Annotated in this window: 12 protein-coding genes; 4 read left to right on the top strand and 8 right to left on the bottom strand. The window is 68.7% G+C overall.

The genetic code is table 11. The annotated features are described in order from the left end of the window. Positions 1 to 258 precede the first annotated feature (258 nt). Positions 259 to 1,158, top strand: a complete 900-nt coding sequence (locus tag ACWDMM_RS29285; protein WP_357111048.1) for a polysaccharide deacetylase family protein — start codon at positions 259 to 261, stop codon at positions 1,156 to 1,158. Positions 1,159 to 1,179: 21 nt separating this feature from the next. Further along, entirely contained in the window at positions 1,180 to 2,049 is an 870-nt protein-coding gene (locus ACWDMM_RS29280; RefSeq protein WP_195079501.1) for an SDR family NAD(P)-dependent oxidoreductase, read from the top strand. Here the strand turns inward: ACWDMM_RS29280 and ACWDMM_RS29275 are convergent, their stop codons facing one another. Further along, positions 2,050 to 2,814: an SDR family NAD(P)-dependent oxidoreductase gene (locus tag ACWDMM_RS29275; RefSeq protein WP_357111051.1), complete on the bottom strand. Its 765-nt coding sequence runs from the start codon at positions 2,812 to 2,814 to the stop codon at positions 2,050 to 2,052. Next, positions 2,801 to 3,595: a 2OG-Fe(II) oxygenase family protein gene (locus ACWDMM_RS29270; RefSeq protein WP_449940508.1), complete on the bottom strand. Its 795-nt coding sequence runs from the start codon at positions 3,593 to 3,595 to the stop codon at positions 2,801 to 2,803. Before ACWDMM_RS29270 ends, ACWDMM_RS29275 begins: the two co-directional genes overlap by 14 nt. A gap of 84 nt (positions 3,596 to 3,679) precedes the next feature. On the opposite strand from ACWDMM_RS29270, the gene ACWDMM_RS29265 reads away from it, so the two are divergent. Further along, positions 3,680 to 4,279 carry a DUF459 domain-containing protein gene (locus ACWDMM_RS29265; RefSeq protein ID WP_195079499.1) on the top strand — a complete coding sequence of 200 codons (600 nt, stop codon included), beginning with the start codon at positions 3,680 to 3,682 and terminating at the stop codon, positions 4,277 to 4,279. Between the two features lie 127 nt (positions 4,280 to 4,406). Here the strand turns inward: ACWDMM_RS29265 and ACWDMM_RS29260 are convergent, their stop codons facing one another. Beyond that, a complete protein-coding gene (locus ACWDMM_RS29260; RefSeq protein WP_323124334.1) occupies positions 4,407 to 5,897 on the bottom strand; it encodes an ABC1 kinase family protein in 1,491 nt (496 codons plus the stop codon). 106 nt (positions 5,898 to 6,003) lie between these two features. Here ACWDMM_RS29260 and ACWDMM_RS29255 point away from each other — a divergent pair, with 106 nt between their 5' ends. After that, complete coding sequence (locus tag ACWDMM_RS29255; protein WP_195079498.1) at positions 6,004 to 6,780, top strand: GntR family transcriptional regulator; 777 nt, start codon at positions 6,004 to 6,006, stop codon at positions 6,778 to 6,780. Between the two features lie 387 nt (positions 6,781 to 7,167). On the opposite strand, the gene ACWDMM_RS29250 is transcribed toward ACWDMM_RS29255, so the two are convergent. The 5 genes from ACWDMM_RS29250 to ACWDMM_RS29230 all read right to left on the bottom strand — a co-directional run bounded on the left by ACWDMM_RS29250 (position 7,168) and on the right by ACWDMM_RS29230 (position 12,116). Further along, positions 7,168 to 8,292 (bottom strand): NAD(P)H-dependent flavin oxidoreductase, encoded by a 1,125-nt coding sequence (locus tag ACWDMM_RS29250; RefSeq protein WP_195079497.1) that lies wholly within the window; start codon positions 8,290 to 8,292, stop codon positions 7,168 to 7,170. A 218-nt stretch (positions 8,293 to 8,510) separates the two neighbouring features. Beyond that, positions 8,511 to 9,854 carry a WS/DGAT/MGAT family O-acyltransferase gene (locus ACWDMM_RS29245; RefSeq protein ID WP_357209164.1) on the bottom strand — a complete coding sequence of 448 codons (1,344 nt, stop codon included), beginning with the start codon at positions 9,852 to 9,854 and terminating at the stop codon, positions 8,511 to 8,513. 149 nt (positions 9,855 to 10,003) lie between these two features. Then, positions 10,004 to 10,669 (bottom strand): class I SAM-dependent DNA methyltransferase, encoded by a 666-nt coding sequence (locus tag ACWDMM_RS29240; protein ID WP_357209166.1) that lies wholly within the window; start codon positions 10,667 to 10,669, stop codon positions 10,004 to 10,006. 17 nt (positions 10,670 to 10,686) lie between these two features. Then, on the bottom strand, positions 10,687 to 11,124 hold the full coding sequence (locus ACWDMM_RS29235) for a nuclear transport factor 2 family protein (protein ID WP_195079494.1): 438 nt from the start codon (positions 11,122 to 11,124) through the stop codon (positions 10,687 to 10,689). A 77-nt stretch (positions 11,125 to 11,201) separates the two neighbouring features. Then, positions 11,202 to 12,116: a DMT family transporter gene (locus ACWDMM_RS29230; protein WP_195079493.1), complete on the bottom strand. Its 915-nt coding sequence runs from the start codon at positions 12,114 to 12,116 to the stop codon at positions 11,202 to 11,204. Positions 12,117 to 12,248 lie beyond the last annotated feature (132 nt).

The following is a 12,248-nucleotide window of genomic DNA, read 5'->3' as shown; positions in this document are numbered from 1 at the left end:
GGCTCTCCGGGCCGTACCGGTCGAGAGCCGCGAGATTCGTGTCCAGGTCTGCGTCGGGCGCCACTCCCCTTCTGGGCGTCCCGATGAGTTGCCCAGGTGCGTACGAGATCAGTTGTTGCGTTCGCTGCACGATACCGGCCGGTGCACGCGCTGAGGCTCGCGGAACCGCTGCCGTCTTCCGCCCGGCGACGCGGTGTGCCGCACGTCACTCCCGCCACGGTTGATCCTCACACCAGTGTCAAGTTTCAGCATGAGGGCATGGACAACGAACTCTTCGATTACAGCCCGATCGTCGATCGTCCGCCGCTGCGGTGGCCCGGTGACGCCAGGGTGGCGTTCTATGTCGGGCTCAATGTCGAGCACTATCAGGTGGATCGGCCGTCCACGAGCATCTTTCCCGGCACGTCGGGTCTCGCGCCGGATCCGCTGAACTACGGGTGGCGCGACTACGGGCCTCGGGTCGGCATCTGGCGGGTCATCGATGTGCTCGACCGGCACGGCATCCGGGCCAGCGCGTTGCTCAATTCGGATGTGGTCGAACACAATCCACAGATCGTGGCGGCGGGGGTGCGGCGGGACTGGGCGTGGGTCGCCCACGGGAAGAACAACTCGATCTTCCAGCCCGACGTTCCGGCGGACGAGGAGCGCGCCTACCTCGCCGACGTGGTCGCGACCATCGAACGCTCGACCGCGCGCAGGCCGCGCGGCTGGATGGGGCCCGCGCTCACCGAGTCCTTCCAGACCCCGTCGCTACTGGCCGAACTCGGCCTCGGGTACGTCCTCGACTGGACCAACGACGACCAGCCCTATCCGCTGTCGGTACCCGGCCTGCTCAGCGTCCCGTACTCGGTGGAACTCAACGACAACACGCTGTTCCTCGGCAAGGCCACCAGCGGTCCGGAGTTCGTGCGGATCGTGCGCGATCAGCTCGACCAGCTCTACGCCGAGTCGGCCGGCAGCGGGCGGGTCATGGCGCTGGCCCTGCACCCGTTCGTGATCGGGCAGGCGTTCCGGATCAAGTACCTGGACGAGGCACTCGATTACGTGGCGGGCCACCCGGGAGTGTGGCTCACCACCAGCGACGAGATCGCCGAGCACTACTCCCGCGCGTCGGTGCTTGCCGAACCGGCGCGAGCCGAAGACGATCGGGTCACGTAAACCGATGTGCGAGAGGCAGCGATGGCAGCGCGGGAACAGACACAAGACCAGGACCTCACGGGAAAGACGGTGGTGGTGACCGGCGCGAGCTCGGGCATCGGCGCCGCCGCGGCGCAGCGGCTCGCCGCGCGCGGCGCCACCGTCGCCGTCGTCGGCCGATCGCCGGAGCGAACCGCCGAGGTGGCGGCGAAGGCGGGCGCGCAGCCGTTCGTCGCCGACTTCGCCCGGCTCGACGACGTGCGCAAACTGGCCGATCAACTGCTCGACCGGTACCAGAGGATCGACGTGCTGGCCAACAACGCGGGCGGTGCGTGGCCGAAGCGGACGGTCACCGACGACGGCAACGAACTCACCTTCCAGGTCAATCACCTGTCCCCGTTCCTGCTGACCAACCTGCTGCTGGAGCGCTTGATCCAGGCGCGGGCGCGGGTGGTGAACACCGCGAGCACGACCTACCGGATGGCGAAACTGAACCTGGACACCGCCAACGCGCCGACCGGCTCGTTCAACCAACTCGGCGCGTACGGCGCGTCCAAGCTGGCGAACATCCTGTTCACCAGGGAGCTGGCCCGCCGCACCGAAGGCACCGGCCTCACCACCGCCGCCTTCCACCCCGGCGCGGTCGCCACCCGCGTCTACGACAACGCGCCGCTGGGCCTCGGCTGGTTCATCCGCTCGCCGCTGGGGCGTCCGTTCTTCCTCCAGCCCGACAAGGGCGCCGAGCCGCTGGTGCACCTGGCCACCACCGCCGACGGCGCGGCGATCAACGGCCAGTACTTCCACCGGCTGGATGTGGAGCCGCCGAAGAACAAGCAGGCGCTCGACGCCGATCTCGCGCGACGGCTCTGGACGCTGTCGGAGCAGGCCACCGGCCTCGCATCGAGCGAGTAATCACGGTCCGGCGAGCCGGAGCGAGGATCCGTCCGCGCGCTCCGGCTCGACGCCGACCCCGTACACCCCACCGGACACCGCGCTCGCGTCCAGCTCGACGATGGCCCGCGCGACTTGCTCGGTGGGGACCAATGCCGGGAAAGTGGTGGGGGCGATGGCGTTCGCGCGCACCCCGAACTCGGCGAACTCGGCGGCGATATGGCGGGTCAGCTGGTTGAGCGCGGCCTTCGACGCGGAGTACAGCGTCTGCCCGGGATAGACCTCCGAGCCGGAAATGCTCGAGACATTGACGATGTTGCGATTGCGCGCGCGATTCTCCTGGCCCGCGTGCAACCAGCATCGTTGCGCCAAGCGCGCCGCGAAACGCAGTGGCACGGCGACATTCAGCGCGAAATGCGGATCGAAGTCCTCCAATCCGGCGTCGCCGTCGACGATGCCGCCCGGGTGCAGCCGGACGTGCGCCGCGTTGTTCACCAGCAGGTCCACCCGGCCGAACCGGGCCAGCGCCAGGTCGACCACCCGTTCCACTTCGCCCGCCTGGGTCAGATCGGATCGCACCACGAACACGCGGGCATCGTTCTCCGGCACCGCCGCGTCCGGCGCCAGCGGATCGACGTACCACTCCAGCTGCGACGGCACCGCGGGTGTGCGGGTGCGGCACACGGCGACGATGTCGTAGTCGCGGTAGTAGGCCTGGCAGAAGGCGTCGCCCAGGGTGCCGCTCGCGCCGGTGAGCAGGCAGACGCGGCGTTCACCAGTGGACAATCTTGTCTCCTCCCCAGCGCCGCTCGGCGTCCGCCCTGGTGCGATGCACCCACATCACCACGCTGTTGCGGTCGTCGACGTTGTTGCCCGCGAACGTATGCCAGGTGCGCGGCGTGACCTCGAACAGCAGCAGCGAATTGTCCAGCGGCGGGACGAGGGTCACCGACGGTAGCGCCGACCCTTCGGCGACGTGGTCGTACAGCGCGGTCTCGCCGCCGTCGCCCGGTGCCCACCCCGGATTGCCCAAATAGAACAGCACCGCGACGGCGCGCACGGTTTCGCGCGCGACGACGCCGGGCGCGCGTGCGCCGGTCTTGGTATGCACGGTGGCGTCGGGCAGGCGCACTTCGCCTGGTCCGGGCGGCGGACCGGGGAACCAGGCCGGATTGAAGTCGTTGTGCGGCCAGCCGAACGGGCTGCCCGGACCGTGGTGGTGCAACGACCCTTCGACGTCACCGGTCGCTTCGACGCCGCCGAGCCGGGCGACCAGGTCGTGCCACTCCCGTGAGGAGAACACCGCGAGCGGGCCGTCGCGCAGATCGGCCAGCCGGATTCCGTCGGCGCTGTAGCCGGCGGCGACCGGCGCGAACAACTCGGGACGCCGCGCGCGGACCCGATCCACTTCCTCGGCCAGCCGTCGATAGAACTCGGGAACGAACACGTCGCGGGCGTACACGTGCGGAAAGGGCCTGCTGTGCCGGATCCAGCGTCGATGGGCGAACAACTCTGCGAACCACTGCGGAACCGGCGGTGTCGCGAGTTCCGGCTCGGTTGTCACCATAACTCCCTCCCGGTCGAACCTCCGTGATCATATTGCCCGTACCCGGAACTCGCGGGCCGGTCCCGGCCTGTCAGGATCACGCGGGTGAGCCGTGATCTGCGTGTGTGTTTCGTGGGGGATTCGTTCGTCGCCGGTGTCGGCGACCCGGGTTCTCTGGGGTGGGCGGGCAGGCTGGTGTCCCTCGCGCACGCGGAAGGGGTCCCGCTGACGGCCTACAACCTCGGGGTGCGCAGACAGACCTCGGCCGAGATCCTGCGGCGCTTCCGCGCGGAGTGCGCGCCCCGCCTGCCGGAAGGCGTCGACGCGCGGGTCGTGCTGTCGTTCGGCGTGAACGACACCATGCACGAGAACGGCGGTTCGCGGGTGGCGCCCGAGGAATCGGTCGCCAACCTCGGCGAGCTGATCGCGCAGGCGGCCGAGCGGGGATGGCCGGTGCTGATGGTCGCTCCGCCGCCGATCGCCGACGACGAGCACAACGCCCGCACCGCCGCGCTGGACGAACGGTTCGCCCAGGTCTGCGCCGGGTCGCACGTGCCGTACGTGCGGGTGCACCAACCCCTGCGCGCCGGCGCGGTGTGGTCCGCCGACGTCCGCGCGGGCGATGGGGCGCATCCGGGGGCCGCTGGTTACCAGGAGATGGCCGCGCTCATCGCTCCGCAGTGGCGCGCGTGGCTGCGGCGGTGACTCGTTGAATTTTCGACCACCGGGCCATGCGATCGTACTTGTCTCAGACAGAATGGCCTATTTTTCGCGTTCGCGACGCATCAACGTGCTCTGGGTCGAACTCCCTTGTGTCACAGTGTGATCCGAATTACCCGGTTGGCACATCCCGCTTGCCCACCTCGGCGCGTCTCCTCCGCGCGGCGGCGAGATCCACCGTCTGCGCGGCCGTCCGCGCTGTCTCGTCCGAGACGAACGCCTCGCTCAATTCCGGTATCCAGCGGACGATTTCGTCGCGATAGGGACCTTCGGTCTCCAGTTGACCGAGCACGCCGACCAGCGTGAGGAACGAGCGGGCGAACGGCGTGAAGTAGGCGGGCATGGTCATCTGCCGGACCACGTTGGTCAATCGAGGATTGGTGGCGCGCAGGACTTGCCGGCGCAACCAGCGGGTGGTCAGGCGGTAGGTCTGGTGCCGGAAGGGCTCGCCGCACGGAGTGATCGCGGCGTAGAGCGCATCGCTGTCGAGTGCGCGTCCGTTCTCCACGAACCCGTGTCTGCGCGTTGCGTCCGCCAGATCGCCAGGGCTGCCGCGGAATATCGCTTTGCAGCAGTCGAGCGTCAATTCGCCGAAGCCCTCCGGCGGCCAAGCGCAGCACGCGCCGAAATCCATCACGCCGAGCCTGCCGTCCGCAAGCACGCGGAAATTGCCAGGATGCGGATCGGCGTACAGCAGGCCGTGCCTGGCCCAGCCCGAAGTCACGAAGCGGACCATGAGCATGCCGACCCGGTCGCGCTCGGCCTTGGTGCCCGAGGCGACGACGCGCGGCACCGGCGTGCCGTCGAGCCACTCGCTGATCAGCACGTCGCCCTGTTGCGCAATCACATTCGGCACGTAGAAGTCCGGATCGTCGGCGTACGCCGCGGCGAAGGCGCGTTGATGATCGGCCTCCGCCGCGTAGTCGAGTTCCCCGGCGACGGACGCGCAGATCGCTTCGGTCACCGCCGCGATGTCCGCGCCAGGCAGGAAAACCGCGGCGAGATAGGAGATCCGACGCAGGTGGTCCAGATCGCGCGCCACCGCCTGCCTGCCGCCGGGATACATCACTTTGACCGCGACCGGTCTGCCGTCGTGCCAGATCGCGCGGTGCACCTGGCCGAGCGATGCCGCGGCGGCGCGCCGATCGTCGAACGCGCGGAAATACGAACGCCATCGCGCTCCGAGGCTTTCGGCCATGGCGGCGTGGACGGTGTGCGGCAGCATCGCGGGCGCGGCGTCCTGCAACCTGCTGAGCGCGATCCGGTACGGCTCGGCCAGCTCCCGGGGCAGCGCCAGCTCGTAGATGGCCAGCAGTTGCCCCAGCTTCGCGGCGCAGCCCTTCAGCTCCCCGAGCACCTCGAAGATGTGCTGCGCGGTGCGGAGCTGAATGTCGCGATTGACTTCTTCGGCCGATCTGCCGAGTGCCCGCTTGCCGAGGCCCGCGGCCTGCCTTCCGGCGAACGCCATCGGCAGCGCGGCGAGCTTGGCCCCGCGAACAGCACCGTGAACAGGTGGTTTACCGTGGGAACGCGACGCGAAAAGCCGGGATCGCTTGCCCGCCGCCCCCTCCTCGGGGCGCTCTCCGATGGGCCGGATGGTCATGACTCACCTCACAGTCGCGGGCACAAGTGTGACACAGGTGCAGTACCGGACAGTAGGGCTTAGACTGTCTGGGACGTATTTCGAAAGTAGTCGAAAGGTGACTTCGATGGGATCCCAGACGGTGGTCGCCGACGTTGCCGACGAGCTGGCGCGCCGGGTTGCCGCAGGGGAATATCAACCGGGGGATCTCATGCCGTCGGTACGTCAGGTCGCCGAGGAGTTCGACATGAACCGCGCGACCGCGCAGCTGACCCTGGGCAGGCTGGAGTCGTACGGTTTCGTCGAAGCCAGGCGCGGCAAGGGATTCACGATCCGTGACGTCAGGGAGGCGGGCGGGGTGGACGTGTACCGCCAGCTGTTCCGTTTCTCGATTCCCATGCCCGACATCGCGATGGAGATGTTCCGCGACCTCGTGGATGTCGAGCGCAATCTCGTGCTGGAGGCGCTGCTCGCCTACACCGGCGGGGAAAAGCGGATCGATTCGGCCGAAACGAAATCCACCATCGACGAACTCGAAGCCATAGCGCGTCAGCAGGATCCGGATTTGCGGCAGATGCTCGCGCTCGAGGTCGCGCTCGTGCGCAGGCTGCTGACCGCGCTCGGACTCCCCATGCAGCGCGCGATCTTGAACTCGATCGGCGAGACGGTGCTCGAGGTGCCGGAGGCGGTCGAGGCGTACTTCGCGGGCGCGCCGGATCTGCACGTCTTGGTCTGGCGGGCGCTGGCCGCGGTGTGGGACTCCGGATCGGGGCCGAGCGAGGCTCAGCTGGCGCTGTTCGAGGATTTGTTCGGCATGTACCACGAGAAGGTCGTCGCGCGCTTCGAGGAGTTGGTGGTCGGCGTCGAGGAAAGCGCCGACGAGCATCGGGCCGCGACCGCCTAGCCGTTTCGTACGCTGCACAATCTGTCTGAGACGTGCTTGGGCGGCTCTCTCGACCCAGTCCGCTCAGGGCCTCCAAAATGTCCCTGCCGCCGGGTTCTGCGCCGAGATCCGACCCAGACACCGCATGGTGCGAATGGGATGAATCGATCCCGAATCGACAAAGGTGCTCGGCCTGCGGTGGAAGGACCGACCGCGCCGAAACGTCTGAGCGGCAGCACAAGCGGCGAGCCCTGCTGTGCCGTGCGATCGACCCGAAGCCGTGCACCGGCGATCGCATCGGCGCGAGGGTGGCCGCCTCGACGCCGGTGCGATCATCCCGGACTCCACCGGCTGGACGCCGCGCGGCCGCACCGCGCGGCATCGCCGCCTCGGAACCTATGCCGGGACTCAGGCTCCGCCGTTGAGCTTGTTGAGACGCTCGCACGCCTCGACGTACTCCTGGATCAGGCGGTTGACCACGTCCGCCGACCGCTCCACCCGGTTCATCATGCCGACGATCTGGCCGACCGGGTTGAAGTTGACGTCCTTGGCGGCCTCCGGATAGCGGTGCCCGCGCTTCACGCCGTCCAGCGCGACCATCATCTGCAGCGGCATCGGCAGCGGATCCGGGGTGTCGGCCCGCTCCCACGCCTCGGTCCAGTCATTGCGCAGCATGCGGGCGGGCTTGCCGGTCCATGCGCGCGAACGCACGGTGTCGTGGCTGGTGGCGTCGATGTAGGTCTGCATCTGGGCGGGCGGAACGTTGGCTTCCTCGACGGTCAGCCACACCGAGCCGGTCCACGCGCCCGCGGCGCCCATCGCCATCGCGGCGGCCACCTGGCGGCCGTTGCCGATGCCGCCCGCGGCCAGCACCGGCAGGTCGCCGACGGCGTCGATGACCTGCGGCCACAGCACCATCGATGACACCTCGCCGCAGTGACCGCCGCCCTCGGTCCCTTGGCACACCACGAAGTCAAGGCCCGCGCGCTTGTGGTTGAGCGCGTGCTTGACCGAACCGCACAGCGCGCCGATCAACCGGCCGGAATCCTGCACCTGCTTGATCACGTCCTCCGGCGGGGTGCCGAGGGCGTTGGCGACCAGCTTCGCCTTCGGATGCCGCAGGATCACTTCGACCTGCGGCCCCGCGGTGGTGGCGGTCCAGCCGAGCAATTGGTTGTGGTGCTCGTCCTCGGGCAGCTTGGGCACGCCGTGGTCGGCGAGGATCTTCTCCGCGAAGTCGCGGTGCCCCTGCGGGACCAACTCGGCCAGCTTGGCCTCGAGTTCCTCCGGGCTCAGCCCATCGATGCCCTTGCCCTCGTACTTCGAGGGAATCACCAGGTCGACGCCGTAGACGCCCTGCACGTGCTCGTCCAGCCAGGCCAGCTCGACCTCGAGCTGCTCGGCGGTGAAGCCGACGGCGCCGAGCACGCCGAGTCCGCCCGCGTTGCTGACCGCGGCCGCCACGTCGCGGCAGTGGGTGAAGGCGAAGATGGGGAATTCGATCCCGAGCCGTTCGCAGATTTCGGTACGCATGGCGTGCTGGTCTCCCTAACTGCTCCGCCGCGAACGGCGCGGCGCAGATGTACTAGAACGAGTTGCATAAGTGGCGCTCGGCTCGGCTCGGTCGCCGCGCGTCGAGTCCGCCGCGAGCCGCTGATATCGCCATGAAGCGGCTGCGGCTTCGTCGACTGGCCGTTGCACCATGCCTCGACAGTAACACGTTCTAGTTTTCTGCGGAATGCGCTGCCGGGTCAGGCGGTGTCGCGCTCCAGTTCGGCGAGCGAGGCCTCCAGGTGATCGAGCAGACGGGGCAGTTGCGGCACACTGCGGCGGCAGCCGACCACGCCGAAGTCGAGATTGCCCGCGTTGGAGGTCAGCGTGATGTTCACCGCCTGGCCGTCGAACGGGATCGACAGCGGGTAGCTCGCGTCCAGCCGCGCACCGTTCCAATACATCGGCTCGCGCGGCCCCGGCACGTTGGAGATCACGATGTTGAAGGTCGGATTGGTCCACGGGATCAGCGCGGGCACGAGATTGAGGGCCAGCGGGCTGAGCATCAATGCCGACAACGCCATCGTCTGGTTGCACGACAGCGTGCGGTACACGTCCTTGCCGTCGCGCATCGACGCGGCGACCACCTGGAGGCGGCCGAGCGGATCGGCGATGTCGGTGCCGAGGTTGCACAGCACCGCACCGACCTTCACCCCGTCGGTCTCCTCGTCGTCCTCGGCGCGCAGCGACATCGGCACCATCGCGACCAGCGGCTTGTCCGGCAGGGCGTTGCGTTCCAGCAGATACCGTCGCAGCGCGCCCGCCGACATGGTGAGCACCACGTCGTTGAGCGTCGCGCCGGTCGCCTTCTTCACCTGCTGCAACCGCTCCAACGGCCAGGACCGCACCACCGCGCGGCGCGCGCCGCCGATGGGGACGTTGAACATGGTGCGCGGCGCCGCGAACGGCAGGGTCAGCTGCTGGCGCGCCAGCGCGGTGCGCGCGGCACGCAGCACCGACGCGCCGGACGTGGCGGCGGCGACCAGATTGCGCGCCGCGCTCCCCGTACTGGACCGCGTCCCGCGCCTGCCCCGAGGCAGGTGCCACGGCACCCGTGTGACACTCGAGCCCGGATCGCTGGTCAGCGTGCGGCGCAGGAGACGCTGCGCGGAAACGCCGTCGATCAACGCGTGATGCATCTTCGAATACAGCGCGAACCTGCCGTCGGCGAGCCCTTCGATCAGATGGAACTCCCACAGCGGGCGGTGCCGGTCGAGCAGACTGCTGTGCAGCCCGGCGGCCAGCTCGACGAGCTGGTCCATGCGCCCCGGCCCAGGGACGGCCAGCCGCCGCACGTGATAGTCGAGTTCCACGTCGTCGGCATAGGTCCACGCCATCTGCGGGGATCCGAAGATCGTGGCGGGATGCTTGCGGAAGGCCGGATCGACGTCGGTGTTGCCCACCAGTCTGTCGTGCACTTGTGCGGCGAAATCCGACCCGGCGTCCTCCGGCGGCTCGAACAGTTGCAGCGCACCCACGTGCATCGGCTGTTCCCGGGATTCGGCGAGCAAGAAGACGGCATCGACCGGCGCGATGAATTCCATGATGAGTCGCCCCCTGACGACATGGTGAAGATGTTCGGAGTTCGATCGACCACGTTGTCGGCGGGCCCGCGCAGCCGTGAAGCCGCCGCGACACGACAAACCTACCCGGAGACGGACTCACCCGGACCGGATGGAACGTGTTCGGTACGTCACCGAACCTTCGCGGCCAGTAGGTAGGCCTGCCCGAACCGCTCCTCGGGATCCGGCTCGCGCACCATCCGAGCGATCATGGTGAACCCGGCGGCACCGAGCAGGCGCGCGAGACGCTTCGGCGCCCACCGATAGGCGCGAGTCACCTTGTGGTCGAAGGCTTCCACCGCATCCGGCTGGTCTGCCGTTTGGAAGGCCAGCAACACGTGCCCTTTGGTTGCGAGTACCCGATGGAACTCGCTCAACACGTGCGGCACGCGATCCGGCGGAAGGTGGATCAACGAGTACCACGCCACGATGCCGCCGAGCGCCTCGTCGCCTATGGGTAGCTGTTCCACCGACCCTTGCGCGAAAAGCAGCTGTGGATGTTCCGCGCGGGCCAGCTCCAGCATGCGTGGCGAAAGATCGATGCCGAACACCTGGGCCCCCAACGACGCGAGATGGCCCGTGAGCCGTCCGGGGCCGCAACCGAGATCGGCGATCGGCCCGGAACCCTTGCGCGCCACCGACTCCACGAACGCGCCGAGCATCGCGCGGTCGAGTACCGCGCCGGCGAGGTGGTCCCGGAAAAGCTCGGTATAGAGATCGGCGACGTCGTCGTAGGCGGCGCGGGTGACGGCCACGTCGGGATGTTCGTCTGCGAAGTCTTCCGTCGGATGCAGCATCCCGAGCAGCGTATTACCTACTCCCCCGGATCGAATGCCTGGGCGACCGCGAGACTGTCCTCGTAGACGTGGTGCCGGACGATCAGACCGTCTCGCACCGTCAGATGCAACGCGAACCGCGCGCGATAGGCGCGGCCGGTGCGGCGGGCGGTCTGCCGGATCTCCCCGAGCACCACGGCGTCCGCACCGTCGACCAGCACCCGCTCGACCCGGGTGTCCACGTCCTCCGGCACATGGTGTTCGGCGAGCGAGCGGTAATGCTCGGCGGCGTCGGCGCGGGTACGACGGTGCCGGATCCAGGGCGTCGCCGCGCGGCCGTGCTCCGCCTCCGGCCAATCGAGCTGCCAGTCGGTGTCTTCGGCGTACAACTCGGCCACCGCGTCCGGGTCTCCGGAAGCGATTCGCCGCAACAACTCTTCGACCACCGCTCGAGTGGCGGGCACGGTGACTGACACGAGAAGTCCTTTCGCACACCCGCCGCGCGATCACGCGGCGCGCAACCGATTCTCGGCAGTGCCGCCCCTCCTGGCGATTACTTCTCGGGTAATGGGACGGCGGCCTCTGGTGCCGGGGGCGCGGCGAGGTCCGTGCTCGCCTCGCCGCGCCCGCGCGCGGTTCCGAGCACCGAACCGAGGATGACCAGCGGGAAGCCGATCGCCATTCCCGCGGTCAGCGGCTCGCCGAGCGCCGTGACGCCGAGCAGGATCGCCACCGCGGGATTGATATAGGTGATCACCGTGGCACGGGCAGGGCCGACCTCGGCGATCAACGCGAAGAAGAACAGGAACGCCACGGCGGTGCAGACCACCGCGAGCCCGAGCACCGACCAACCCGCGTCTGCGGTGAGGTGCGACGGGCGCAGCCACCCCGCGAACGGCGCGTAGATCACCGCCGCCAGCAGCAACGATGCGGTCACCACACCGAGCGGGGGCAGATCGGCCAGCGCGCGATTGATGACGATCGGGCCGACCGCGTAGCCGACCGTGGTCAGCCCGATCGCGGCGATCGCGGCCGGATTCCCCAGGTCGACGTCCAAGCCGACGAGCGCGGCGACACCGGCGAACCCCACGAACAGACCGGCCACCCGGCGCGCGTCGAACCGGTCGTGGCCGAGCGCGGTCACGATCACCACGGCGATCAGCGGCACCGCCGCGATCAGCAGGCCGACCGTCGAGCTGTGCAGCGTGGTCTCGGCGTACCCGATCAGCAACCACGGCCCGGTGATCTCCACCAGGGTGTAGAGCAGCAGCGGCCGCCACCGCCGGAACACCGGCGCCAGCGCGTCGGTGTACAGCGCGACCGGCAGGAGCAGCAAACCGCCGATCAGCGTGCGGCCGAACGCGACCACGATCGGATCGAGATCCACTACCGCGACGCGGATCATCGCGTACGGCACGCCCCAGATCACGCCCATCGCCAGGAACAGCGCCCACCCGCGGCGGGTCATCGCGCGACCGCTCCGCGATGCGGACCGACGGTGACCGACTCGGTGTCGGGGGTTGGGAACATGCTCCGCTCGCTTTCGACCACTGCGAGCTTATTCAGGTGATCGGATCATCCGACAGATCCGGTTTCCCGT

The organism is Nocardia sp. NPDC003726, assembly GCF_053586955.1.
This window is presented reverse-complemented; position numbering and strand designations above follow the sequence as displayed.

Coding starts and splice junctions, on each gene's coding strand:
- ACWDMM_RS29285 (WP_357111048.1), top strand. CDS start 259: ATGGACAACGAACTCTTCGATTACAGCCCGATCGTCGATCGTCCGCCG.
- ACWDMM_RS29280 (WP_195079501.1), top strand. CDS start 1,180: ATGGCAGCGCGGGAACAGACACAAGACCAGGACCTCACGGGAAAGACG.
- ACWDMM_RS29270 (WP_449940508.1), bottom strand. CDS start 3,595: ATGGTGACAACCGAGCCGGAACTCGCGACACCGCCGGTTCCGCAGTGG.
- ACWDMM_RS29260 (WP_323124334.1), bottom strand. CDS start 5,897: ATGACCATCCGGCCCATCGGAGAGCGCCCCGAGGAGGGGGCGGCGGGC.
- ACWDMM_RS29255 (WP_195079498.1), top strand. CDS start 6,004: ATGGGATCCCAGACGGTGGTCGCCGACGTTGCCGACGAGCTGGCGCGC.
- ACWDMM_RS29250 (WP_195079497.1), bottom strand. CDS start 8,292: ATGCGTACCGAAATCTGCGAACGGCTCGGGATCGAATTCCCCATCTTC.
- ACWDMM_RS29245 (WP_357209164.1), bottom strand. CDS start 9,854: ATGGAATTCATCGCGCCGGTCGATGCCGTCTTCTTGCTCGCCGAATCC.
- ACWDMM_RS29240 (WP_357209166.1), bottom strand. CDS start 10,669: ATGCTGCATCCGACGGAAGACTTCGCAGACGAACATCCCGACGTGGCC.
- ACWDMM_RS29230 (WP_195079493.1), bottom strand. CDS start 12,116: ATGACCCGCCGCGGGTGGGCGCTGTTCCTGGCGATGGGCGTGATCTGG.